At 63.5% G+C, this 20,382-nt stretch carries 19 protein-coding genes and 1 tRNA gene; 6 read left to right on the forward strand and 14 right to left on the reverse strand.

Translation table 11 applies throughout. From position 1 onward, the window contains the following. Nucleotides 1-31: 31 nt before the first annotated feature. From ACK8CP_RS15450 to tesB, 6 genes are all read right to left on the reverse strand, one after another. Entirely contained in the window at nt 32-2,470 is a 2,439-nt protein-coding gene (locus tag ACK8CP_RS15450) for a DNA translocase FtsK 4TM domain-containing protein (protein WP_414834280.1), read from the reverse strand. A gap of 207 nt (nt 2,471-2,677) precedes the next feature. Beyond that, entirely contained in the window at nt 2,678-4,030 is a 1,353-nt protein-coding gene (locus tag ACK8CP_RS15455) for an ammonium transporter (protein ID WP_234630049.1), read from the reverse strand. 35 nt (nt 4,031-4,065) lie between these two features. After that, on the reverse strand, nt 4,066-4,404 hold the full coding sequence (locus ACK8CP_RS15460) for a P-II family nitrogen regulator (protein WP_092812142.1): 339 nt from the start codon (nt 4,402-4,404) through the stop codon (nt 4,066-4,068). A gap of 361 nt (nt 4,405-4,765) precedes the next feature. Continuing rightward, the gene (locus ACK8CP_RS15465; RefSeq protein ID WP_414832410.1) at nt 4,766-6,073 is read right to left on the reverse strand and encodes an ammonium transporter; all 1,308 of its coding nucleotides are present in this window, start codon (nt 6,071-6,073) and stop codon (nt 4,766-4,768) included. Nucleotides 6,074-6,105: 32 nt separating this feature from the next. Continuing rightward, nucleotides 6,106-6,444 (reverse strand): P-II family nitrogen regulator, encoded by a 339-nt coding sequence (locus ACK8CP_RS15470; RefSeq protein ID WP_414834281.1) that lies wholly within the window; start codon nt 6,442-6,444, stop codon nt 6,106-6,108. A 220-nt stretch (nt 6,445-6,664) separates the two neighbouring features. Next, the gene (gene tesB, locus ACK8CP_RS15475) at nt 6,665-7,537 is read right to left on the reverse strand and encodes an acyl-CoA thioesterase II (protein WP_414832411.1); all 873 of its coding nucleotides are present in this window, start codon (nt 7,535-7,537) and stop codon (nt 6,665-6,667) included. Between the two features lie 153 nt (nt 7,538-7,690). Between tesB and ACK8CP_RS15480 the strand changes: the two genes are divergently transcribed. Then, nucleotides 7,691-8,917, forward strand: a complete 1,227-nt coding sequence (locus tag ACK8CP_RS15480) for a ubiquinone biosynthesis hydroxylase (protein WP_414832412.1) — start codon at nt 7,691-7,693, stop codon at nt 8,915-8,917. A gap of 14 nt (nt 8,918-8,931) precedes the next feature. On the opposite strand, the gene ACK8CP_RS15485 is transcribed toward ACK8CP_RS15480, so the two are convergent. The 6 genes from ACK8CP_RS15485 to ACK8CP_RS15510 all read right to left on the reverse strand — a co-directional run bounded on the left by ACK8CP_RS15485 (nt 8,932) and on the right by ACK8CP_RS15510 (nt 12,558). Further along, nucleotides 8,932-9,576, reverse strand: coding sequence for a TetR/AcrR family transcriptional regulator (locus tag ACK8CP_RS15485; RefSeq protein WP_414832413.1), 645 nt, complete (start codon nt 9,574-9,576; stop codon nt 8,932-8,934). A gap of 20 nt (nt 9,577-9,596) precedes the next feature. Beyond that, complete coding sequence (locus ACK8CP_RS15490) at nt 9,597-9,818, reverse strand: Trm112 family protein (RefSeq protein ID WP_414832414.1); 222 nt, start codon at nt 9,816-9,818, stop codon at nt 9,597-9,599. Nucleotides 9,819-9,850: 32 nt separating this feature from the next. Beyond that, nucleotides 9,851-10,525 (reverse strand): LON peptidase substrate-binding domain-containing protein, encoded by a 675-nt coding sequence (locus ACK8CP_RS15495; protein WP_414832415.1) that lies wholly within the window; start codon nt 10,523-10,525, stop codon nt 9,851-9,853. 35 nt (nt 10,526-10,560) lie between these two features. Further along, nucleotides 10,561-11,493, reverse strand: a complete 933-nt coding sequence (gene trxA, locus ACK8CP_RS15500; RefSeq protein ID WP_414832416.1) for a thioredoxin — start codon at nt 11,491-11,493, stop codon at nt 10,561-10,563. A 62-nt stretch (nt 11,494-11,555) separates the two neighbouring features. Beyond that, complete coding sequence (locus tag ACK8CP_RS15505) at nt 11,556-12,065, reverse strand: GNAT family N-acetyltransferase (protein WP_414832417.1); 510 nt, start codon at nt 12,063-12,065, stop codon at nt 11,556-11,558. Further along, complete coding sequence (locus ACK8CP_RS15510) at nt 12,055-12,558, reverse strand: prolyl-tRNA synthetase associated domain-containing protein (RefSeq protein WP_414832418.1); 504 nt, start codon at nt 12,556-12,558, stop codon at nt 12,055-12,057. Before ACK8CP_RS15510 ends, ACK8CP_RS15505 begins: the two co-directional genes overlap by 11 nt. A gap of 240 nt (nt 12,559-12,798) precedes the next feature. Between ACK8CP_RS15510 and ACK8CP_RS15515 the strand changes: the two genes are divergently transcribed. Beyond that, a tRNA-Gly gene (locus ACK8CP_RS15515) sits at nt 12,799-12,873 on the forward strand. Between the two features lie 300 nt (nt 12,874-13,173). Here ACK8CP_RS15515 and ACK8CP_RS15520 read toward each other — a convergent pair. After that, nucleotides 13,174-14,073 (reverse strand): LysR substrate-binding domain-containing protein, encoded by a 900-nt coding sequence (locus tag ACK8CP_RS15520; protein WP_414832419.1) that lies wholly within the window; start codon nt 14,071-14,073, stop codon nt 13,174-13,176. 97 nt (nt 14,074-14,170) lie between these two features. Here ACK8CP_RS15520 and ACK8CP_RS15525 point away from each other — a divergent pair, with 97 nt between their 5' ends. Then, nucleotides 14,171-14,923 carry an SDR family NAD(P)-dependent oxidoreductase gene (locus ACK8CP_RS15525; protein ID WP_414832420.1) on the forward strand — a complete coding sequence of 251 codons (753 nt, stop codon included), beginning with the start codon at nt 14,171-14,173 and terminating at the stop codon, nt 14,921-14,923. A 223-nt stretch (nt 14,924-15,146) separates the two neighbouring features. On the opposite strand, the gene ACK8CP_RS15530 is transcribed toward ACK8CP_RS15525, so the two are convergent. After that, nucleotides 15,147-16,016, reverse strand: coding sequence for a LysR family transcriptional regulator (locus ACK8CP_RS15530; RefSeq protein ID WP_414832421.1), 870 nt, complete (start codon nt 16,014-16,016; stop codon nt 15,147-15,149). Between the two features lie 100 nt (nt 16,017-16,116). Between ACK8CP_RS15530 and ACK8CP_RS15535 the strand changes: the two genes are divergently transcribed. From ACK8CP_RS15535 to ACK8CP_RS15545, 3 genes are all read left to right on the forward strand, one after another. Continuing rightward, a complete protein-coding gene (locus ACK8CP_RS15535; protein ID WP_414832422.1) occupies nt 16,117-16,704 on the forward strand; it encodes a LysE family translocator in 588 nt (195 codons plus the stop codon). A 301-nt stretch (nt 16,705-17,005) separates the two neighbouring features. Continuing rightward, nucleotides 17,006-19,114, forward strand: a complete 2,109-nt coding sequence (locus ACK8CP_RS15540; protein ID WP_414832423.1) for a TonB-dependent siderophore receptor — start codon at nt 17,006-17,008, stop codon at nt 19,112-19,114. Further along, nucleotides 19,114-20,373, forward strand: a complete 1,260-nt coding sequence (locus ACK8CP_RS15545; protein ID WP_414832424.1) for an MFS transporter — start codon at nt 19,114-19,116, stop codon at nt 20,371-20,373. Before ACK8CP_RS15540 ends, ACK8CP_RS15545 begins: the two co-directional genes overlap by 1 nt. The last annotated feature ends 9 nt before the right edge of the window (nt 20,374-20,382 follow it).

Genomic DNA, 20,382 nt, shown 5'->3' on the forward strand with positions numbered 1-20,382 from the left:
GTAAGACCAGCCAAACGTGGCGGAAATTCGCTCAGGCTGCCTCTTCGCCGACCAGGATCTCACGCTTTCCTGCGTGGTTGGCCGCGCTGATCAGCCCTTCGTTTTCCATGCGTTCGATAATGGAGGCGGCGCGGTTGTAGCCGATCGAGAGCCGCCTCTGGACATAAGAGGTCGAGGCCTTGCGGTCGCGCAAGACGATGGCGACCGCCTTGTCGTAGATATCGTTGGAATCGTCGGACCCGGCGAGTGCGTCCCAACCCGTTTCGCCTTCCGCTTCCTCGTCGGTGATGGCGTCGCGGTAATCCGGCACGCCCTGGCCCTTCAGATGCGCCACGACCTCTTCGACCTCCTCGTCGCTGACGAACGGGCCGTGCACGCGCTGAATGCGACCGCCGCCCGCCATGAAGAGCATATCGCCCTGGCCGAGGAGCTGTTCGGCGCCCTGCTCGCCAAGGATGGTGCGCGAATCGATCTTCGAGGTGACCTGGAAGGAGACGCGGGTCGGGAAGTTCGCCTTGATCGTGCCGGTGATGACGTCGACCGAGGGGCGCTGCGTCGCCATGATGACGTGAATGCCGGCGGCGCGGGCCATCTGGGCGAGACGCTGCACGGCGCCTTCGATCTCCTTGCCCGCCACGATCATCAGATCGGCCATCTCGTCGATGATGACGACGATATAGGGCATCGGCTCGAGCTCGAGCTCCTCGGTCTCGAAGATCGCCTCGCCCGAATCGTGGTCGAAGCCGGTCTGCACGGTGCGGCGAATCACTTCGCCCTTCTTCTTTGCCGTGGCGATGCGCTGGTTGAAGCCGTCGATGTTGCGGACGCCCACCTTCGACATCTGCTTGTAGCGCTCTTCCATCTCACGGACGGTCCATTTGAGCGCGACCACCGCCTTCTTCGGGTCGGTGACGACGGGAGTGAGGAGGTGCGGGACGCCGTCATAGACGGAGAGTTCCAGCATCTTCGGGTCGATCAGGATGAGGCGGCACTGCTCCGGCGTCAGCCGGTAGAGGATCGACAGAATCATCGTGTTGATCGACACCGATTTGCCGGAGCCCGTGGTGCCGGCGACGAGCAGGTGAGGCATCTTGGCGAGATCGGTGATGACGGGTTCGCCGCCGATCGTCTTGCCGAGCGCGAGCGCCAGGCGTGCCCGGCTCTTCTCGAAATCGACCGAGCCCAGGATCTCCTTCAGGAAGACGGTTTCACGGCGGGCGTTCGGCAATTCGATGCCGATGACATTGCGCCCGGGGATGACGGCGACGCGGGCCGCGATCGCGCTCATGGAGCGGGCGATGTCGTCGGCGAGGCCGATGACACGCGAGGATTTGATGCCGGGCGCGGGCTCAAGCTCGTAAAGCGTGACGACCGGTCCGGGGCGCACATTGATGATCTCGCCGCGCACGCCGAAGTCTTCCAGGACGCCTTCCAGAGCGCGGGCGTTCTTCTCCAGGGCTGCAGGGTCGTGATTGAGGCTGCCCTTGGGGTCCGGATCGGCGAGCATGTGCAGGGGCGGGTGTTCGTAGCTGTCGGAGGGCAGAAGCGACGGCTGCGATTCGCGCTTGGCGCGACGGCTCGGCTTCAGCTTCGGCGCCGGCGCAGTGACGAGCGAGGAGGCCTGCGGCTCCTCGTAGGTCTCTTCGTCGTCGTAGTCTTCTTCTTCATAGGCGTCGAACGGCGCCTCGCTTGCGGCCAGCGAAGGTTCGTGGCGGGTGCCCGCGATGGTGGCCGGGCGCTCGGAACGTTCCAGCGCTGCGCGCACGGCGCGATGCGAGCCGCGACGCAGACCACGGCTCACCGCAGAAAGCGCCGAAAAGCCGTGATGCATGACGAAGCCCGCGACCACGGAAAGGCCGCCGCGCGGTGCGTCCTCATCGGAGAGGTCGATGTCGTCCTCGTCCTCGGCTTCATCAAGGGCTGCGGGGGTGTTCATCGGCGCGTGGGCCGCGTCACCGATCGGACGGGACCTCGCAGCGGCAAAGAGAAGGCCAAGGCCGATGCCGGTCGCCAGGACGCCGATCGCCGCGCGCATGCCGATGATGAGAGGATCGCCAAAGATCCAGGTCGGCAGGCGCAGCATGATGTCGCCGACGGCGCCGCCGATGCCGATCGGGAGAGGCCATGATTGCGGCACCGGCAGACAGGCGAGTGCCAGCGCGGTAACGGCCGTTCCGGCAAGCCAGAAGCCGAGCTGCTGGAAGGGCTGGGTGGGAACGCGCATGCGCAGGAGTGCCAGCGCCAGAAGCGCGGGCGGCAGAAGGAGCGCGATGATGCCGAGCCCGAAGAACTGCATGGCGAGGTCAGCGAAGTTCGCCCCCCATGCCCCGAGGAGATTGCCGACAGGCGCATCGGTGATGTTCGAGAGGCTCGGGTCTGCGACCTTCCAGGTGGCCAGAGACAGCACCATCATCGCCAGCAAAAGGAAGAGCACGAAGCCCGCCAGCTGCACGATGCGCCGAACCGCCATGCGACGGAGGGCATAGGTGGAATGGAAAAACTCGCTGCTTGCGCCGAAGGCCATGGGAGATCGTTCGTCCCTGCGTTGGTGGACTTCCGCGACAATAGGCGGGCTGGGTTAAACGCTTGTTAACCAGAGCGGCCCTGAGCGCCCTTGCAAAATAAAACGGCCCGGGCGTGGTGCCCGGGCCGCATCGAAGAAAGCATTGAGTGGAATTTAGACGCGCTGCGAGCCGACGCCGAATTCCGGGTAGGCTTCGACGCCGATTTCCACCGCGTCCAGACCCAGAGCCTCTTCTTCCTCGCTGACCCTGAGGCCGACGGTGAATTTGAGGACGAGCCAGATGATGGTGCTGACGACGACGCAGAAGACGCCGATCGAGGCGATGCCGATCGCCTGGGTGACGTAGTTCGTGTCGGCGTTGGACAGCGGCACGATGATCGTGCCCCAGATGCCGGCGACGAGGTGGACCGGGATGGCACCGACGACGTCGTCGATCTTCAGCTTGTCGAGGAGCGGCACCACCAGGACCACGATGAGGCCACCGACGGCGCCGACGAAGAGAGCGGTCGGCACGGTGGGGGCGAGCGGTTCGGCCGTGATCGAGACGAGACCGGCGAGGGCGCCGTTGAGGGCCATCGTCACGTCGACCTTCTTGTAGACGACCTGGGTGAGGATCATCGCCACCACGACGCCGGACGCGGCGGCGAGGTTGGTGTTGACGAAGATGCGCGAGATCGCAGAGGCGTTCTCGAACCCGTCAAGGGCGAGCTGGGAGCCGCCGTTGAAGCCGAACCAGCCGAGCCAGAGAATGAACGTGCCGAGCGTGGCAAGCGGGATCGAGGAGCCGGGGAAGGGGTGCACGGCGCCGTTCGGCCCGAACTTGCCGCGGCGGGCGCCCAGAATGACCGCGCCGGTCAGGGCACACCAGCCACCGACGGAGTGGACGAGCGTGGAACCCGCGAAGTCGGAGAAGCCCATCTCGGACAGCCAGCCACCGCCCCACTGCCAGGAGCCGGTGATCGGATAGATGATGCCGGTCAGGATCACGGTGAAGATCATGAACGGCCACAGCTTGATGCGCTCGGCGAGCGTGCCGGAGACGATGGAGGCCGCGGTGGCACAGAACACCATCTGGAAGAACCAGTCGGACGCGGCCGCATAATCGCCGCTCGTCTCACTGGCCGGATCCGGGATCGCCTTCGGGATCGGGACGCCGAAATAGCCGCCGTCCACGTTCATGTACATGAGGTTGTAGCCGATCACCCAGAACATCAGGCCTGCGACCGAGTAGAGGCCGATGTTCTTGAGGCACTGCATGGAGACGTTCTTGGAGCGTACGAGCCCCGCCTCCAGCATGGCGAAGCCTGCTGCCATCCACATCACGAGGAAGCCCGTGACGAGGAAGGAAAACGTGTTGAAGGTGAAAGCGATAGCCGCCGCATCGGCGGCCGGAGCAGCCTCGGCCGCAGGCGCTGCAGCGTCCTGTGCCAGGGCCGGCTGCACGGCGGCGATGGCGGCAATGGCCGCAATCGCCGGCACCGCCTTAAGCCAGTGTTTGTTCTTCATGAAGTGTCCCTCTCTCCCGTTCTCCGACGTCATTGTCAGAGAGCCTCCGCGTCGGTTTCCCCGGTGCGGATGCGCACCGCCTGTTCGACGTTGACGACGAAGATTTTGCCGTCGCCGATCTGGCCGCTCTTGGCGGCGGCGGCGATCGCCTCCACCACCCGATCCGCATTGGCGGAATCGACGACGACCTCGATCTTCAGTTTGGGCAGGAAGCTCACCGCGTATTCTGCGCCGCGGTAGATTTCCGTGTGCCCCTTTTGCCGGCCGTAACCCTTCACTTCCGTCACGGTGAGGCCCTGCACCCCAAGCTCCGTGAGGGCTTCACGCACCTCGTCGAGCTTGAAAGGTTTGATGATCGCAATGATCAATTTCATCTCGGTCACAATCTCCCTTTGGCTGGGCCGGCGTGCGGCCGACCATCCGGACGACGCGTCTGGACCGCCGCCTTACGCGACTTTCTTTACAAGCCGCGTGCCAGAATGGGGAACGATTTGCTAAGTGCCGTGAGTCACTTACGGAATCCCCACAAACTGGAGCGGTTTGCAGGTCGCGTCGTGAAAATTGCCTACGAGATGTGCAAAATTGCAGTTTTGCCCAAAGTCGCGCCAGTGAATGCGGCGGCAGGGCGGCGCAAAGACGGCAGAAGAGAGTAGTGGGGCGCGTCTCTTCGCCAAGGGCAAAAATAAAACCCGGCCGCAGCGCGGCCGGGTCGTTCGATAACGTGCTCGTGGGTGTTTACTGAACCACTTCGCCGTGGAGATTGACGTCGAGACCCTCGGTTTCGACTTCCGGCGAGACGCGGGTGCCGACCGTGATATCGATGACTTTCAGGATCACGAACGAGCAGATGGCCGTCCAGGCGATCGTCGCCGCGATGCCGTAGACCTGCGTCATCACCTGGCCCGCATTGCCTTCGATGAGGCCCGGCGTGCCCCCGATCGCTTCGCGGGCGAAGACGCCGGTCAGAAGCGCTCCGACGATGCCGCCGACAGCGTGCACGCCGAAGGCGTCGAGCGAATCGTCATAGCCGAGCATCGGTTTCAGCCAGACCACCGCCCACAGGCAGACGAGGCCGGCGGCCGCGCCGATGATGAGCGCCCCGGTCGGATCGACGAAGCCCGAGGCCGGGGTGATGGCGACGAGGCCTGCCACGGCGCCGGAAATGATGCCGAGGACGCTCGGCTTGCCGCGCACCGCCCATTCGCCGAACATCCAGGCAAGAGCAGCAGTCGCCGTCGCGATCTGGGTCACGGCCATCGCCATGCCGGCGGTGCCGTTGGCGGCAAGCGCGGAGCCCGCGTTGAAGCCGAACCAGCCGACCCACAGAAGCGAGGCGCCGATGATCGACAGGACGAGGTTGTGCGGCGCCATGTTCTCCGAGCCGAAGCCGCGGCGCTTGCCGAGAACGAGGGCTGCCACGAGGCCGGCGACACCGGCATTGATGTGGACGACCGTGCCGCCCGCGAAGTCGAGCACGCCCGCATTGGCAAGGAAGCCGCCGCCCCAAACCCAGTGGGTGACGGGGGCATAAACGATGAGGCTCCACAAGCCGATGAACCACAGCATGGCCGAGAACTTCATGCGGTCGGCGAAAGCGCCGGTGATGAGGGCCGGCGTGATGATCGCGAAGGTCATCTGGAAGGTCATGAAGACCGTCTCGGGGATGGTGCCGCTCAAAGCGTCGCTGCCGACGCCCGCCAGAAGCATTTTCGACAGGCCGCCGACATAGGCGTTGAAGGCGCCCCCGTCGGTGAAGGCCAGCGAATAGCCGCATACCATCCACAGAACCGTCGCCAGGCAGCAGATGGCGAAGCTTTGCATGGCGGTCGCCAGAACGTTCTTCCTGCGCACCATGCCACCGTAAAACAGGGCGAGCCCGGGTATCGTCATCATCAGCACGAGTGCGGTCGATGTCAGCATCCAGGCGGTGTCGCCGCTGTCGAGGGCCGGCTCTGTCGCGTCCTGGGCCCAACTCGGCTCAACACCGAGCAAGGCGAAGGCGCCGATCAGGCCCGCCCCCCATAAAATTCCCCGCTTGTTCATTGACTGTCCTCTCTCCCAAAAGCCTGTTGCCGTCAGAGCGCCTCGTTGTCGGTCTCTCCCGTGCGGATGCGGACCGCCTGTTCGACGTTGACGACGAAAATCTTGCCGTCGCCAATTTGACCGCTTTCGGCGGCGGCCGTGATGGCTGCGACCGCGCGGCCCGCGCTCGCAGCCTCGACGACGACTTCGATCTTCAGCTTCGGCAGAAAGCTGACTGCATATTCCGTGCCGCGGTAAACTTCCGTGTGTCCCTTCTGGCGCCCATAGCCCTTCACCTCAGAGACGGTGAGGCCCTGGACGCCGATTTCGGTAAGCGCATCGCGCACTGCATCGAGCCGGAAGGGCTTGATGATCGCCATGATCAGTTTCATCGCTTCGATCTCCCCAGCTGCGGCGGCGCGGGCGAGCTCAGCGCTGCCCGTTCTTTGTGCCGCCGTGGTTGCGTCTGCCACTATCGACGCTCCCGCAAGGATGCGGGCTGCGGCATAATGCTTGAGCATTCGCCGCGCCGAAAGGCAGGGCTTCCTTGGGTTCTGGAGAGGCGAGAGACCCGATCCGCGCCCTCAGGCGCGTCAATTGCCTAAAAAAGCATCACTCTTTTCGGGGGCGCGGCCGGATGAGACCTTCCTGGGCAACGGAGGCCACAAGCGTGCCATCACGCGTGTAGATCGCGCCGAGCGACAGGCCGCGGGCGGAGGAGGCCGACGGGCTCGTCTGGGTGTAGAGAAGCCAGTTGGTGGCGTCGAAGGGGCGATGGAACCACATCGCGTGGTCGAGGCTTGCCACCTGCATGTCGACGGAGAAAACCGAACGTCCATGCGGAAAGAGCGCCGTATCGAGGAGCGTCATATCCGAGGCGTAAGCGAGGGCGCATTTGTGCAGGGCACTGATGGCCGGGATCGGCCCGTTGGCGCGGAACCACACGTCCTGGCGCGGCGGCAGGGCGCGCCGTGCCACGTAATGATCGAGATCGACGGGACGGAACTCGATCGGGCGCTCGCGGCTCCAATAGACTTTGACCGCGTCCGGCGCCTGGCTCTTCATCACAAGCTCTTTGAACTCGGCCTCCGACATCAAATCCTCAGGGGCCGGCACGTCCGGCATGGGCCTTTGATGCTCAAAGCCGCTTTCTTCCTTCTGGAAGGACGCCGACATGGTGAAGATCGCTTCGCCATGCTGGACGGCGATGACGTTGCGGGTCAAAAAGCTCGAGCCGTCCCGGATGCGGTCGACCTCGTAGATGATCGGCACCGTGGGATCGCCGGGGCGCAGGAAATAGCCGTGCAGCGAATGGGCATGCCGGTCGAGAGGTGCCGTGCGCGTGGCAGCAACCAGGGCCTGTCCGATCACCTGGCCCCCGAAGACGCGCTGCCAGCCCACCTGCGGGCTGCGGCCCCTAAAGAGGTTGTGCTCCAGCGTCTCCAGGTCGAGAATGTCGAGCAAGGTTTGAATTCCGTCCGTCATGTTGATGAACCCGGAGCATAATCCTAAGGCGGGATCGGCAGAGCCGAAGCGGGCGCAACCGTTGTCGCGCGGCGCCTGGAAGTCAAGAAGGGCGGAAGCCTGAACAGAGATGGCGGCTTCGTCGTCGCCGATAAATGGAAGAAGAGGGCGAGAATGGCGGACAGCAAGCGTGCGGATGTGGTGATTGCGGGTGGTGGGTCGGCCGGGCTTACGGCGGCGCTTGCCATCAAGCGCGGCGCGCCGGACCTCGATGTCATGCTCATCGATGCCGCCGGGAGAAAACCTGCCGGCGCCGATCAAAGGGCTTCCGCGATCGCGGCGGCCGCCAAGCGCATGCTCGATACGCTCGGTGTCTGGGGGCACGTGGCCGACGAGGCGCAGCCGATCAACGCCATGGAGATCACCGACAGCGCTACCAGCGATGCCGTGCGCCCGATTTTCCTCACCTTCCAGGAGCCGCTCTCCGATGGCGAACCCTTCGCCCATATGGTGCCGAATGGCGTTTTGACCGGGGCCTTGCAGGACGCGAGCGTTGCGGCGGGCATCGAGATCGTCGCCCCGGAGACGGTGCGCGACTTCACCGTCGAGGGAAACTCAGTCGCGCTCTCGCTCGGCTCCGGCAAACAGGTCGATGCGCGCCTTCTCGTCGCTGCCGACGGCGTGCGCTCGGGGCTGCGCGGCAAGGCCGGGATCGCCACCGTCTCCTGGCGCTACAAGCAGATGGCGATCGTGGTCACGGTCGCGCATGAGCGGCCCCATCACGGTGTTGCCCGCGAGCATTTTCTGCCCTCGGGCCCCTTTGCCATTCTGCCACTCAAGGGCAACCGTTCCTCTCTCGTCTGGACCGAACGCGAGGCCGACGCCAAGAAGCTTCTCGCCGAAGACGAGTTCGTGTTTCAGATCGAGCTGGAGCGGCGCTTCGGCCATCATCTCGGCGAGCTTTCGCTCGACGGTCCACGGCAGGGCTATCCGCTCGGGCTCACGCTGGCGCGCGATTTCGTGCGGCCCCATTTCGCGCTTCTCGGCGATGCGGCGCACGGCATTCATCCGGTTGCCGGCCAGGGGCTCAATCTCGGATTCCGGGATGCGGCAGCCCTTGCGGAGATCGTCGTCGACGCCAATCGCCTCGGCCTCGATATCGGGCATATCGAGACCTTGAAGCGCTATGAACAATGGCGGCGGTTCGACAGCTGGCAGATGGGCGTGACGACCGATGTCCTCAACCGGCTCTTCTCCAAGGAAAACAAGATGCTGCGGACGGCCCGCTCCGTCGGCCTCGGGATCGTCGACCGTCTGCCCTTCCTGAAGCAGAATTTCATCAAAGAGGCGGCTGGTCTTGGCGGCGAACTGCCCCGGCTGATGCGCGGCGAGGCGCTTTAGCCCGGGCGAATGCGCTAGAAGCCTGTCGTTCGTCCCGGATCGGCTGAGAGCGGGGCTCCCGCTCTCTCGCCGCCGCGGCTCTGTCGTGCCGCCTCGCGGAAAAGTGCGCGCATGTCCTGAAGCGCCTGTCTGAGCGGTGCCTCGTCGCGGCGCGCTTCGGCGAGGGCAATGCCGCCCTGCCACAGAATCAAGGCTTTGGCCGCAGATGCCTGAGCGTCGGCCGGGCGCGCGCCGATGCGTGCCAGTTCGTTTGTGAGCCAGGCTTCGAGATGGGCGAGGATTGCGGCGGCCCGTGCCGATGCCTCGGGAGCCGGATCGCGAAACTCCGCCGAGGCTCTGCGGATCGGACAGCCGCGCTCGGTGCGTGTCGCGACGGAATGCGACAGAAGATCGACGAGCGCCGCAAGGCGCGCATCAGGGGCGTCCGCCGCTGCGGCGATCTCCTCGAGTGCCGCCTGCATCTGCTCGGCCATGATCGCGGCGACCGCCTCGGCGAGAGCTGACTTGGAGCGAAAATAATAATAGATGTTGCCGAGCGGAATGCCCGCTGCCGCTCCGATCTCGGCGAGTGAGGTCGCCGCAAAACCCTTTTGCCAGAAAAGATCGGCAGCGGCGTTGACGAGCCGCTCGCGGCTTTCCGCGCCGCGCTTTTTTGCCACCTGCGCCCCCCTGCTTCCGCCTAATCTTCCAGGCGACGGGCTTCTTCTTCAAGCAGAATTGGAATGCCGTCGCGGATTGGATAGGCAAGCCTGGCAGCGCGGCTGACGAGCTCCTGTCGCTCGCGATCGTATTCGAGCGTCGTGCGGGTGACCGGGCAGACGAGAATTTCCAAGAGCTTCGGATCGACCTGACGCTGGCTTGACGTTTCATCCGGCGGTCCGGCGGCCTCTTCGCGCATCATCCTGTCCTCCTGCATGTCCTCGTCTCGGCCCACTATTGCACGGGCGCCTGATCGTGCGAGCCTGCCAGCGACAATTCGGCGATGGCGATCAATGTCTCCGCCCGCTCTTTCAGGCTCGGCGCCTCCAGAAGCGCCTGCTTTTCGGCCGGGCCCCACGGGCTCATCATGCACAAAGCCGTGAGCAGGCCGACATTCGAGGCGCGTTCCACGCTCTCCCAATCGGCTTCGAGGTCGTGGGCGGTGAGATAGCTGCGGAAAGCCGAGAGAAGAGCCGCCCGATCGATATCCTCCTCACCCTGGCGCGGCTGGAAGTCAGACGTAAACTTCTCAAAACACACCTGACAGGCGCGGTAGTCCGCTTCCGTTTCCAGCTCCTGCCGGATCACGAAGCGTGATACGCCGGTGAGGGTCACGAGATAGCGGCCGTCGCCCGTTTCGGCGATCTGGGTCAGCCGCCCGGCGCAGCCCACCTGGCAGAGAGGGGCCGTGTGACAATCCTCGCTGCACCCGATCACCGGCTGGATCATCCCGATGAGCCGCTCTCCGCGCAGCGCGTCGTCGATCATGGCGACGTAGCGCGGCTCGAAGATGTTCAGCGGCAATTGTCCACTCGGCAGCAGCAAAGCGCCGGAGAGCGGAAACACCGGGATCCGGTCGGGAAGGTCGGATGGATCTCTGTAACAGCGATTTCCGGCCTGAATGGCCATTCGCAACACCTCGTCGAATGCTTTCCAGTCTAGAACTAGGCGAAAAGCAGAGACGACAAGCGCTGACGGGACTTAGCCGTCGCCGGATCCTTGGTTCCCCAGGCTTCGAAGAACTGCACAAGCTGCTTGCGCGCCGCCTGATCGTTCCATTCGCGGTCGCGGCGCACGATCTCCAGGAGACATTCCGCCGCGCCCGTACGATCACCACGTGCATTGAGGATGAGCGCAAGGTCGAAGCGTGCCTGATGGTCTGCGGGATCCTGCTCGAGCCGCGCTTTGAGAGCGTTGGGGTCGCCGAGGCTTTCAGATTGCTCCGCGAGTTCGAGTGCCGCACGTGCCTGCACGAGAGCTTCGTTACTGGCGAGCGCCGGTTCGATCCCGTCGAGCAGCCCCCGGGCCGCGTCGAGATTGTGGAGGCTGATCTCGCAGCGCACGAGGCCGGCCAGGGCTGCCGCGTTCTCCGGCTCTTCCTGCAGCGTCTGCGCATAGAGATTGGCAGCCCCTGCCGGATTGCCGCCTTCGAGTTCGGCATCTGCCGCGGCGAGGGCCGCCTCGGCGGAACTCGGCCCGACGGGGCCCGCGATCCGCTGCAGGAAATCCATCACCTGGCTTTCGGGAAGCGCGCCCATGAAGCCGTCGAGAGGCTGGCCGTCCTTGAAAGCGATCACGGCCGGGATGGAGCGAATCCCGAGCTGGCCGGCGATCTCCGGGTGATCGTCGATGTTCATCTTGACGAGCTTCACCTTGCCACGGGCCTTCTTCACCGCGGCTTCGAGAATCGGCGTCAGCTGCTTGCACGGGCCGCACCAGGGTGCCCAGAAATCGACCAGAACCGGAACCTCGCGCGAGGCCTCCATAACGTCGACGCGAAAGGCCTGCGTGGTGGTCTCCTTGATGAGCCCGGAGGCGTCGTTTTGGGACTGCGGGGCGCTCGTCTGGCCGCCGAGGATGAATCCTTCTGCGCTCATTTGCGGCTTCCTTCCATGTGTCGTGGCGATATGTGGCGATCGTAGCCGGGAAAGCAATTGGGTCAGGCGTCGCCTTGACGGGCGATGTCGCCGCGCACCCGCCTGTCGCTCGAACTGTCATCGCAGATGGCGAGTTCAAGGATGGGGCGTGTCCATGAGACGGGCCCGGAGGCGGGCTCCCGACCAACGACCCGCGCGCCCATCTTTTCGTAGAAGGCCTGCGCCGGCGGATGCGAGATGATCTTGATGGCACGGATGCCGCGCGCGGCCGCTTCACGCTTCAAATCGGCGATGAGGGCGGCACCCAGCCCGGTTCCCTGCGCCTCGTCGGCGACGAAGAGGAGATCGAGTTCAGGCGCCGGCGTCGTCGTCAGGCTGTAATAGCCCAGGATTTTGCCAGCCTGTTCCGCCAGGACGAAGATGTCCTCGGCGATCTGGGCTTCGCTGATTGCATAGCCGTCCAGCATCGCCCGGTAGCGCCCGCGATAGGCGGTGGAGGCCTGCGTCAGGGCGTTGAGGGCGGCGCGGTCGTGCTCTTCAGCGCGACGCAGGATGATCGGATCAGGCCGCATCGCCGGACGCGGCAAGGATTTGCGGCTCGTGGCCGGTCGCCTTCAGAAACGTGAAGAGATCGTCGCGGCCGATCTTCGTCGTCGCGGTGTTTTCCAGCGGGTGGAAGTTCAAGACGTCGTAGGAGAGGAGAGGTTCGTCCAGGAGAACGGTGACGCGTCCCGCCTCGTCGTTGATCACGGAGAACGGCGTGACGGAGCCGGGACGCACGCCCAAGAGCTCTTCCAAAAGCTCCGGCTTGCCGAAGGAGAGGCGCGCCGAGCCGAGCCGCTTATGAAGCGTCTTCATATCGATCTCGGCGTCTTCCTTGGCCACGAGCAGAAAGACCTGGTCCTTCTTGTCCTTCAAGAAGAGGTTCTTGGTGTGGGCGCCTTCGATCGTGCCGCGCAGGCGTTTCGATTCCTCCACGGTGAAGAGCGGCGGGTGTTCCATCGTTTCCGTCGAAATGCCGATCTCTTCGAGGAACGCCATCAGTTCGGCGCGACCTTTCGCCATGTCTCTTGCCCCACAAGCTTCGTAAAGGCGTCGCCATAACCAAGGCCGGACACGGGCACAAGCCAAGGCGGCGGCGACAGGCGCCTGCGGGCCGTGCGCAGGAGAGAGGAGGGCGGAAGAGCGGCCGATCTTCGTCCGAGAAAATTGTTCTCGCGATCAACGCATTTCAGGTGTTGCAATGGCCAATCGCTTGCGCCATATAGGCGACCGCTCCCGCCGCACGGCGGTGCAGCGATGGATGCGGGTGTAGCTCAGGGGTAGAGCACAACCTTGCCAAGGTTGGGGTCGTGGGTTCGAATCCCATCGCCCGCTCCAGTTTCTCAAGAAAATCAAAGAGATTGAATGGCGACGCCTCAGGGCGTCACCCTTGATTTTTTCAAAGATTCCACCGTCGGTTTTCTGTCAGCGGGATGTGTTGGTCGGGGCGACGTCGGTCGTTGCCTTCGAAACCGGCACCCCTGTGTTCGCAGCTTCGATGGTCTGCATCTGCAGAGGTGCGGAAAAGACGAGTGGAGAAAGAGCTGCGCGCTCCCTCGATCGCGTCTGTGCCTGCCTCAAGCCCGAACCGATCTGAGTTGCTGATGTGCCAGCCGGCCCGCAGAGACGTTGCAGGCTTCATGACGCGGTTTTGACGAAATCGACGAAAGCCCTCACGGGTGCAGGAAGCAGGCGACGGCTTGGATAATAGAGAAAAGGACCGCTGAAGCTCTGCCACCAGGGTTTCAGTACTGGCTCCAGAAGCCCTTTTTTCAAATATGGGGCCAGCCAGCCTTCGAAGAGATGGATGATGCCGATGTCGGCAATGGCCGTTTCAACGATGAGATCGCTGGAGCCGCCGGCCTGCACCATCAAGGGACCGGACGGATCGATTCGCAGAACTTCACCGTCGCGTTCGAATTCCCATGTCGCCATGACGCCGCTCGGAAAACGAGCGCAAAGACAGGCGTGAGATAACAAATCGCGAGGATGCTCCGGTGTGCCGCGGCGTTTCAAATAGCCAGGGCTGGCCGCAGTCGCAAAACGCTGCGATCGCGGTCCGATCGGAACGGCAATCATGTCGGCCTCGAGGCGTTCTTCGTATCGGATGCCTGCATCGCATCGAGACGCCATGAGATCGGCATAGCTCTCGTCGACCACCACCTCCACACGGATATCCGGATATACGGCCAGGAAGGGTGGAAGGATCGAAGGCAGGATCAAGCGCGTCGCAACCGTCGGCACGTTGAGGCGAACGGTGCCGGCGGGACGATCCCGATAGCCGTTTATGACTTCGAGCGCCGCATCCATTTCGGAAAATGCTGGCGCCAGTCGTTCCAGAAGCCGGCTGCCCGCATCGGTCAGGGCCACGCTGCGTGTCGTCCTATTGAAGAGGCGAACGCCGAGTTCATCCTCAAGACTTCGCACCGTCTGGCTCAGCCAGGACGGACTCTTCCCATTCAGTCGCGCGGCGTCGCGAAAGCCGCCTGCCTTCGCCACATCGACGAAAATCCTGAGCTCATTAGGCTCAATCTTCATTGTTCACTACACCATACAGCCTGTTCGGATTGTGCCGTATTGTTTGTGTAGGATCAACGCGCCACCTATCGAGGATCGCGTATGAGGAGATGATCCGATGACAAAGATTGCTTTGGTGACCGGCGGAAGCCGTGGTCTCGGGAGGAGCGCCGTTATCAATCTCGCCAAGAGCGGCGTGGATTCAATTTTCACTTATCATTCAGCGGAATCCGAAGCGAAGGATGTCGTTGTGTCGGCGGGGAGGGCGGGCGCCCAGGCCATCGCCCTCAAACTCGATACCGGTAACACGGGCAGCTTCGACGTTTTCGTCGCGCAGGCGAAAGACGCGCTGAAGCAGCTCGGAACGAACAAGATTGATTATCTTATCAACAATGCCGGTATTTCGAACCACACGGCGTTCTCCGATGTGACGCCTGACGAATTGGACAAGCTATACAACGTCAATTTCAAGGGTGTGTTCTTCCTTACTCAGAAACTTCTGCCGCTCATCAATGACGGCGGGAGCATCATCAACATCTCGTCGGGCGTCACCCGTTTCGTCAATCCGGACAGCGTCGCGTATGCGGTGTTCAAGGGCGCCGTAGAAGTCTTCACGCGATATCTGGCGCATGACCTGGGCAAGCGGAACATCAACGTCAATACGGTCGCTCCGGGTGCTATTCAGACCGATTTCAGCGGCGGCATCGTTCGGGACAACCCAGACGTCTACAAGATCGTCTCCGAGATGACGGCGCTCGGTCGCCCCGGGCTGCCGGAAGACATTGGCAAGATGATCACGTCACTCCTTTCCGATGGAAATCACTGGATTAATGCGCAGCGCATCGAAGTCTCCGGTGGCATGCGCCTGTGAAGGATCGGTGATAACGACGCCTGCGGCTCTCTCCTGCTTGTGCAGGCAGAGAGCGCAACAGGCCGGATAATGCGAATTTGACAGAAAGACCTTTGGTGACGCACGCAGGCCGCGGTCTCGGTAAGGCCGTCGTGGAACGCTGTGCGGCGATGGCGTGGCAATGCGCGATCAGTTCACTCATGATCGCGCGGACGATCACGCCCATCGGCTTTGGTCGTTCCGGTCACGCAGCCAGCCGCGGCCGTGCCATGGCATTCCGAAGCTGCCGTGCGAGTTCGTCGAAGATCGCGCCGCGAGCGCCATCCGCTCTGTGAAGCGTGATCGCAAAGGATGGCAAGGGCGGGAGGCCTGCATCTTCTGAGATGATGTCGAAATCGGCAGGGACGGTGGTGGCCAGCCAGGCGGAGATGGCGAGGTCCATTTTGACGATGGTGCGCGTCGCGTCGAGCCCACCGGTCTCAAACACCATGCGGCTGGCAAGCTTCTCTTCCGCAAGCGCCTCCGATACGGCTGGCCGGAACACGCAGGTCTCACCAACAAGCGAGATCGGCAAGGGGGATCGCTTGTGTGCCTGACCGGCGCGGGCTCCGACCCATACGAGACGATCGATCGCCAACACTTCGCCACCCTCCGAATCGACCGCCCTTTCGATCACTGCAAGGTCCAGGCGTCCGCGCCCGACCATGTCGAGAAGATCCGGCGACGCGGCGCAGACGAGTGTCAGCTCGACCTTCGGAAAAGCCTCGCAGTAGCTCTTCAAGCTGGCTGCGAAGCAGGAGTCGACCAGATCGAAGGGCAGGCCGAGCCGGACCGGGCCAGAGACGTCGCCCCGCTCGATTTCGGACCAGATCTCGTCGTTTGTGACGATCAGGGGGCGGATTCGTCCAAGGAACCTTTCACCGGCGGGCGTAAGCCGCAGGCCGCGCGGGTGGCGCAATAGAAGCGCGGTACCGACCAGGGCCTCGAGCCGTGCGATCTGCTGACTGATCGCGCCCTGGGTCAAATGCAGAATATCGCTTGCTCGCGTCATGCTGCCCTGGTCCGCAACGGTCGCGAAGGTCCGGAGAAGGGCGATGTCGAGATTGCGCGCCATGTCTCATTAAAGACGCTAATATCGAGCTTTAGCAAGATTAGCTTCGTTGCATCCACTCGGGACGGTAACCAACGGGGGCCCTGCAACTGGATCGCTCGCCATGGACGCCCTCGCTTCCCTCTTGCTGTTTGCTCTCATCGCAACCGCCAGCCCTGGCGGCGCCACGACGTTGGCCACGATCTCCGGCGCCAATTTCGGCTTCCGTCAGTCGCTTCCGTTGATCGTCGGCATCTCGGTCGGCCTGGCCTCGATGGCCGCCTTGGCAGGCTTTGGGTTGGCCGGTCTCCTGCTGACGCTGCCCTCGCTCGCCCTCGGCATGAAGGTGGCGGGCTCGGTCTATCTTCTGTGGCTCGCCTGGCAGACCGCTTGCCGTAGCGCGCCACGATTGGACGGCAACGCCAAGCCGAACGGGTTCTTCGCGGGTCTCTGGATGCTCTGGCACAATCCGAAGGGATGGGCGATGACGACGGGCGCGGCGGCCGCCTTTGTCGCGATGGCGTCCAGTCCGGGCCAACTCGGTGTGCTGCTTGGCACCGTGTTCGGTACCTTCGCTCTCGCCTCTCTGTCCTTTTGGTGCGTGGCGGGCTTGATGCTCGCCCGTGCGGTCCGCAGCGACGGACAGTGGCGCATCCTCAACAGGGCGCTCGGCCTGCTTCTGGCATGCTCCGTCGTGCCCGTCTGGCTCTGAACGCAACGGCGCATTTTAAGGCGCCGTTTCCGCCGCCCCGGAACGGTCCGCTTCGAAGGTCACCGGGCGCAAACGCCCGGCGTTGGTCGATGCGGACGGAAGGCCAGCGGGGCCCGGGATGTGACAATCCGGAAATCGCCTTTCTCTCACCCGCAGCTCACCTGGCTTTTTTCGGGTGAGATAAATATGACACATTAAGTTAGGTTTTATCCTGCGGGCGGCGTTGTGCCGTCTGCAAATGTTGACTCCACTCGTCAGGTTTTGCACGGCGGCTGCCGGCATTCTGAAGAAGAGAGAGCACATGATCCTCCACCGCACCCGTCTGGGCTTCAACGTCGCCGCTCTCGGCTCATTCGTCCTGATTGGCGTGCCCGGAAACGTTCACGCGCAGGATCTGGACGAGCCGATCGCACTGCAGCCGATCGTCGTCGAGGCGGAGAGCGATCAGATCCTGAAGCAGGATGGCTATGTCGCCAAACAGGATCGGGCCGGCACCAAGGTCGATACGCCGATCGCGGACATTCCGCAGGCGATCACGGTGGTCACGCAGGATCAGATCGAGGACCAGGAGCCCCGGACGCTCAACGAGACGCTGGGCTATACGGCCAGCGCCAATCCCAACAATTTCGGTTTCGATTCGCGCTTCGACGCGTTCACGCTGCGTGGGTTCAACGCCTATTACAACGGCATCTTCCGTGACGGGCTGCGCCAGTACAATTCCCCGACGGCACTCTTCAAGACGGAGCCTTACGGCATCGAAGGCATCACCATTCTGAAAGGCCCCGCTTCCTCGCTTTATGGCGTCAGCGGCCCGGGCGGCATCGTCAACATCGTCACCAAGCGGCCGAAGGAAGAGACCTTTCGCGAGGTGGAGCTCGTTGGCGGCAGCTACGATCGCTATCAGATCGGCATCGACTTTTCGGGACCGGCGAACGATTCCGGGACCCTGCTTTATCGGCTGACCGGGCTCGCACGCGATGCCAACGCGGAACTGCCCTCCTATCCCGACAACAAGTACTATCTGGCGCCGGCTTTCACGCTGAAGCCCAATGAAGATACGACGCTCACCGTCTTGAGCGAGTTGTCGCGCACGATTACGGGCGGCACGGCCTCCTATTACAATCCGGCCTATGGCGTCGTGTCCGATCTCTACGAGGGCGATCCCGACTACAACGACTTCGTTCAGAACCAGGGGCGGATCGGTTACGAGCTGGAGCACCGCTTCAGCGATCTTCTGACGGTTCGTCAGAATCTGCGCTACAGCAAGGTCGATGCCGACCTCCAGTATTCGGGCCATTATGCGAGCGGCGCCGATCTTGCCCGCTACTGGGGCCATTACGAGGAAGACGCGGCCTCCTTCGTCGTCGACAACATGGCGCAGTTCACCTTCGATACGGCGGCGATCTCGCATACGGCGCTTGCCGGGATCGACTACACATGGGCTGAATACGACGCTTCGAGCGCGCTCTCCTATGCCTCGATCGACGACATCGCCAGCGCCCCGCTCGCCTATGACGGCGGCCAGGAGATGAACGGCATCGGCGCCTATCTGCACGACCAGATGGAATGGAACGGCTTCACCTTGTTCCTGAGCGGCCGCTACGACTGGGTCGAGACCACCTCCATCGACACCGACCGCGTCGAAACCGACTATGACGATGAAGACTTCTCCGGCCGCGTCGGGCTCTCCTATCGCAGCCGGTGGGGCGTCATCCCCTACGCCAATTATTCGACTTCCTTCTCGCCGAACATCGGCCGCGTCTACGACGATGTGACGAGCGACGAGAGCCGAGCGGCGCAGCCCACCATCGCCGAGCAGCTCGAAGTGGGCGTGAAATACGAGATCCCCGACACCAATGCGATCGTGAGCGCCGCCTATTTCAACATCGAGCAGACGGACGGGGTGGTCTTCGACACGACGACGGGAATCAACCGGCAGCGCCAGCTCGATCTCACCTCGGAGGGGATCGAATTCGAGGCTCAGGCCTCGCTCGACAACGGCCTCAATCTGATCGCCTCCTATACGCATCTCAAGATGACCATCGACAAGGGCGCGACCGGCACTGCCGGCAACGAATTGTCCGGCGTGCCCAACAACATCTTCTCGCTGTGGGGCCTTTATCAGTTCCAGCCGGGCTCGCCGCTTGCCGGTCTCGGGATCGGGGCAGGCGTGCGCTATGTCGGCGAAAGCTATGGTGACGACGCCAACACGTTGAAGAACGACGATCGCTACTTCATCGACGCCTCGCTCTCCTACGATTTCGGCGCCCGCGATCCGCGGCTCGCCGGGGCCAAATTGCAGATCAACGCCAAGAACCTGCTGGATGAGCGGGAGCCGGTGTGCACCTCCGGCTATTGCTACCGCGACGAGGGGCGGACGATCATCGGCAGCCTGCGCTATCGCTTCTGATGGCGGCAGACGAGGGGGCGGAGACAGCACGTCAGAGCTGGCTGATCTCACCGATCGCCACGCTCGCGGCGATCGGCGGCCTCTATGTGGCGCAAAGCGTTATCGGCGGGCTGACCTGGGTTGGCCTGCCGGCCGTGCTGCGCAATGAGGGCGCCGATCTCGGCGATATCGGCCTCGTCTCGCTGATCGCGCTTCCCTGGGCGCTCAAATTTCTCTGGGCGCCTTTGGTGGAGCGCTACCGGCTGCCGCGGCGCGGGCGCAATCGTTCGGGTGCGATCGTGCTTGCGGGCACGTCCCTGGTCGTCGCCACTTTCTGGCTCATCGGGGCGCTGCCTCTTCACGCGCTTTGGCCGATCTTTGGGCTTCTCACGCTCGCTGCCTTCGCCACGGCGACCGTCGATATCGCGTGCGACGGCTATGCGGTGGAAAATCTCTCTACGCGACAGCAGGGCTGGGGCAACACCGCCCAGGTGGGCGGTGCCTATCTCGGCTCGGCGCTCGGTGGTGGGCTGTTTCTGGTGATCGTCGGCCATAGCGGCTGGACCGCGGGCGTATGGACGATGGCCGTTATGGTGATGCTCCTCGCGCTGCCCTTTCTCGTCCAATCGCGGGCCGCCAATTTCGAGGCCGAGCGGACGCATCTTCCCTCGCTTCGGGCGGCGCTCGCTCGTCCTGAAATCCGCCGAGGTCTCGTCGTGGCGGCGGTCTACGTCGTTGCCCAGAAGACGGCCTTCAACATGCTGTCGCCCTATCTTGTCGACCGTGAGGTCAGCCTCGCCACGATCGGTATCCTCAATGGGCTCGGCTCGATTTTTCTCGGCGTTTCCGGATCACTTTTGGGGGGCGCCTGCGTGCGCCTCTGGGGGCCACGGCCGGTTCTGGTGGCGGCTCTGGCTCTGCAGGCGTCCGTTCTTGCGTTTCTCTCCTTCTCGGCGACGGCGCCGTGGATCCCACTCTGGCTCGTCATCGGCGTGGCATTGGCGGCGACGTCGGGGCTGATGGCCTTCGGTTTCGTGGCGCTTTATTCGCAGTTCATGCGCTGGTCAGATCCGCGCCAGGCCGGGATCGATTTCACGCTCTTCCAATGCGTCGATGCGCTTCTGTCATTGAGCGGCGGGGTCGCGGCCGGGTTTCTCGCCGAACGTTTCGGCTATTCGCTCTTCTTCGCGGGGGCCGCCGGTCTCGCGGTTCTGGCCTTGCCGGCGATTGCTCTGGTGGCGGGAGGCAAGGCGCCGGGGACCGTCGACCCTCGGTCTTGAATGCCCACT

Source organism: Afifella sp. YEN Y35 (assembly GCF_047553465.1).
Taxonomy (GTDB): domain Bacteria; phylum Pseudomonadota; class Alphaproteobacteria; order Rhizobiales; family Afifellaceae; genus Afifella; species Afifella aestuarii.

Coding starts and splice junctions, on each gene's coding strand:
- ACK8CP_RS15540 (WP_414832423.1), top strand. CDS start 17,006: ATGATCCTCCACCGCACCCGTCTGGGCTTCAACGTCGCCGCTCTCGGC.
- ACK8CP_RS15525 (WP_414832420.1), top strand. CDS start 14,171: ATGACAAAGATTGCTTTGGTGACCGGCGGAAGCCGTGGTCTCGGGAGG.
- ACK8CP_RS15535 (WP_414832422.1), top strand. CDS start 16,117: ATGGACGCCCTCGCTTCCCTCTTGCTGTTTGCTCTCATCGCAACCGCC.
- ACK8CP_RS15465 (WP_414832410.1), bottom strand. CDS start 6,073: ATGAACAAGCGGGGAATTTTATGGGGGGCGGGCCTGATCGGCGCCTTC.
- ACK8CP_RS15455 (WP_234630049.1), bottom strand. CDS start 4,030: ATGAAGAACAAACACTGGCTTAAGGCGGTGCCGGCGATTGCGGCCATT.
- ACK8CP_RS15545 (WP_414832424.1), top strand. CDS start 19,114: ATGGCGGCAGACGAGGGGGCGGAGACAGCACGTCAGAGCTGGCTGATC.
- ACK8CP_RS15470 (WP_414834281.1), bottom strand. CDS start 6,444: ATGAAACTGATCATGGCGATCATCAAGCCCTTCCGGCTCGATGCAGTG.
- tesB (WP_414832411.1), bottom strand. CDS start 7,537: ATGACGGACGGAATTCAAACCTTGCTCGACATTCTCGACCTGGAGACG.
- ACK8CP_RS15495 (WP_414832415.1), bottom strand. CDS start 10,525: ATGGCCATTCAGGCCGGAAATCGCTGTTACAGAGATCCATCCGACCTT.
- ACK8CP_RS15530 (WP_414832421.1), bottom strand. CDS start 16,016: ATGGCGCGCAATCTCGACATCGCCCTTCTCCGGACCTTCGCGACCGTT.
- trxA (WP_414832416.1), bottom strand. CDS start 11,493: ATGAGCGCAGAAGGATTCATCCTCGGCGGCCAGACGAGCGCCCCGCAG.
- ACK8CP_RS15460 (WP_092812142.1), bottom strand. CDS start 4,404: ATGAAATTGATCATTGCGATCATCAAACCTTTCAAGCTCGACGAGGTG.
- ACK8CP_RS15505 (WP_414832417.1), bottom strand. CDS start 12,065: ATGCGGCCTGATCCGATCATCCTGCGTCGCGCTGAAGAGCACGACCGC.
- ACK8CP_RS15480 (WP_414832412.1), top strand. CDS start 7,691: ATGGCGGACAGCAAGCGTGCGGATGTGGTGATTGCGGGTGGTGGGTCG.
- ACK8CP_RS15510 (WP_414832418.1), bottom strand. CDS start 12,558: ATGGCGAAAGGTCGCGCCGAACTGATGGCGTTCCTCGAAGAGATCGGC.
- ACK8CP_RS15520 (WP_414832419.1), bottom strand. CDS start 14,073: ATGAAGATTGAGCCTAATGAGCTCAGGATTTTCGTCGATGTGGCGAAG.
- ACK8CP_RS15450 (WP_414834280.1), bottom strand. CDS start 2,470: ATGGCGGTTCGGCGCATCGTGCAGCTGGCGGGCTTCGTGCTCTTCCTT.
- ACK8CP_RS15490 (WP_414832414.1), bottom strand. CDS start 9,818: ATGATGCGCGAAGAGGCCGCCGGACCGCCGGATGAAACGTCAAGCCAG.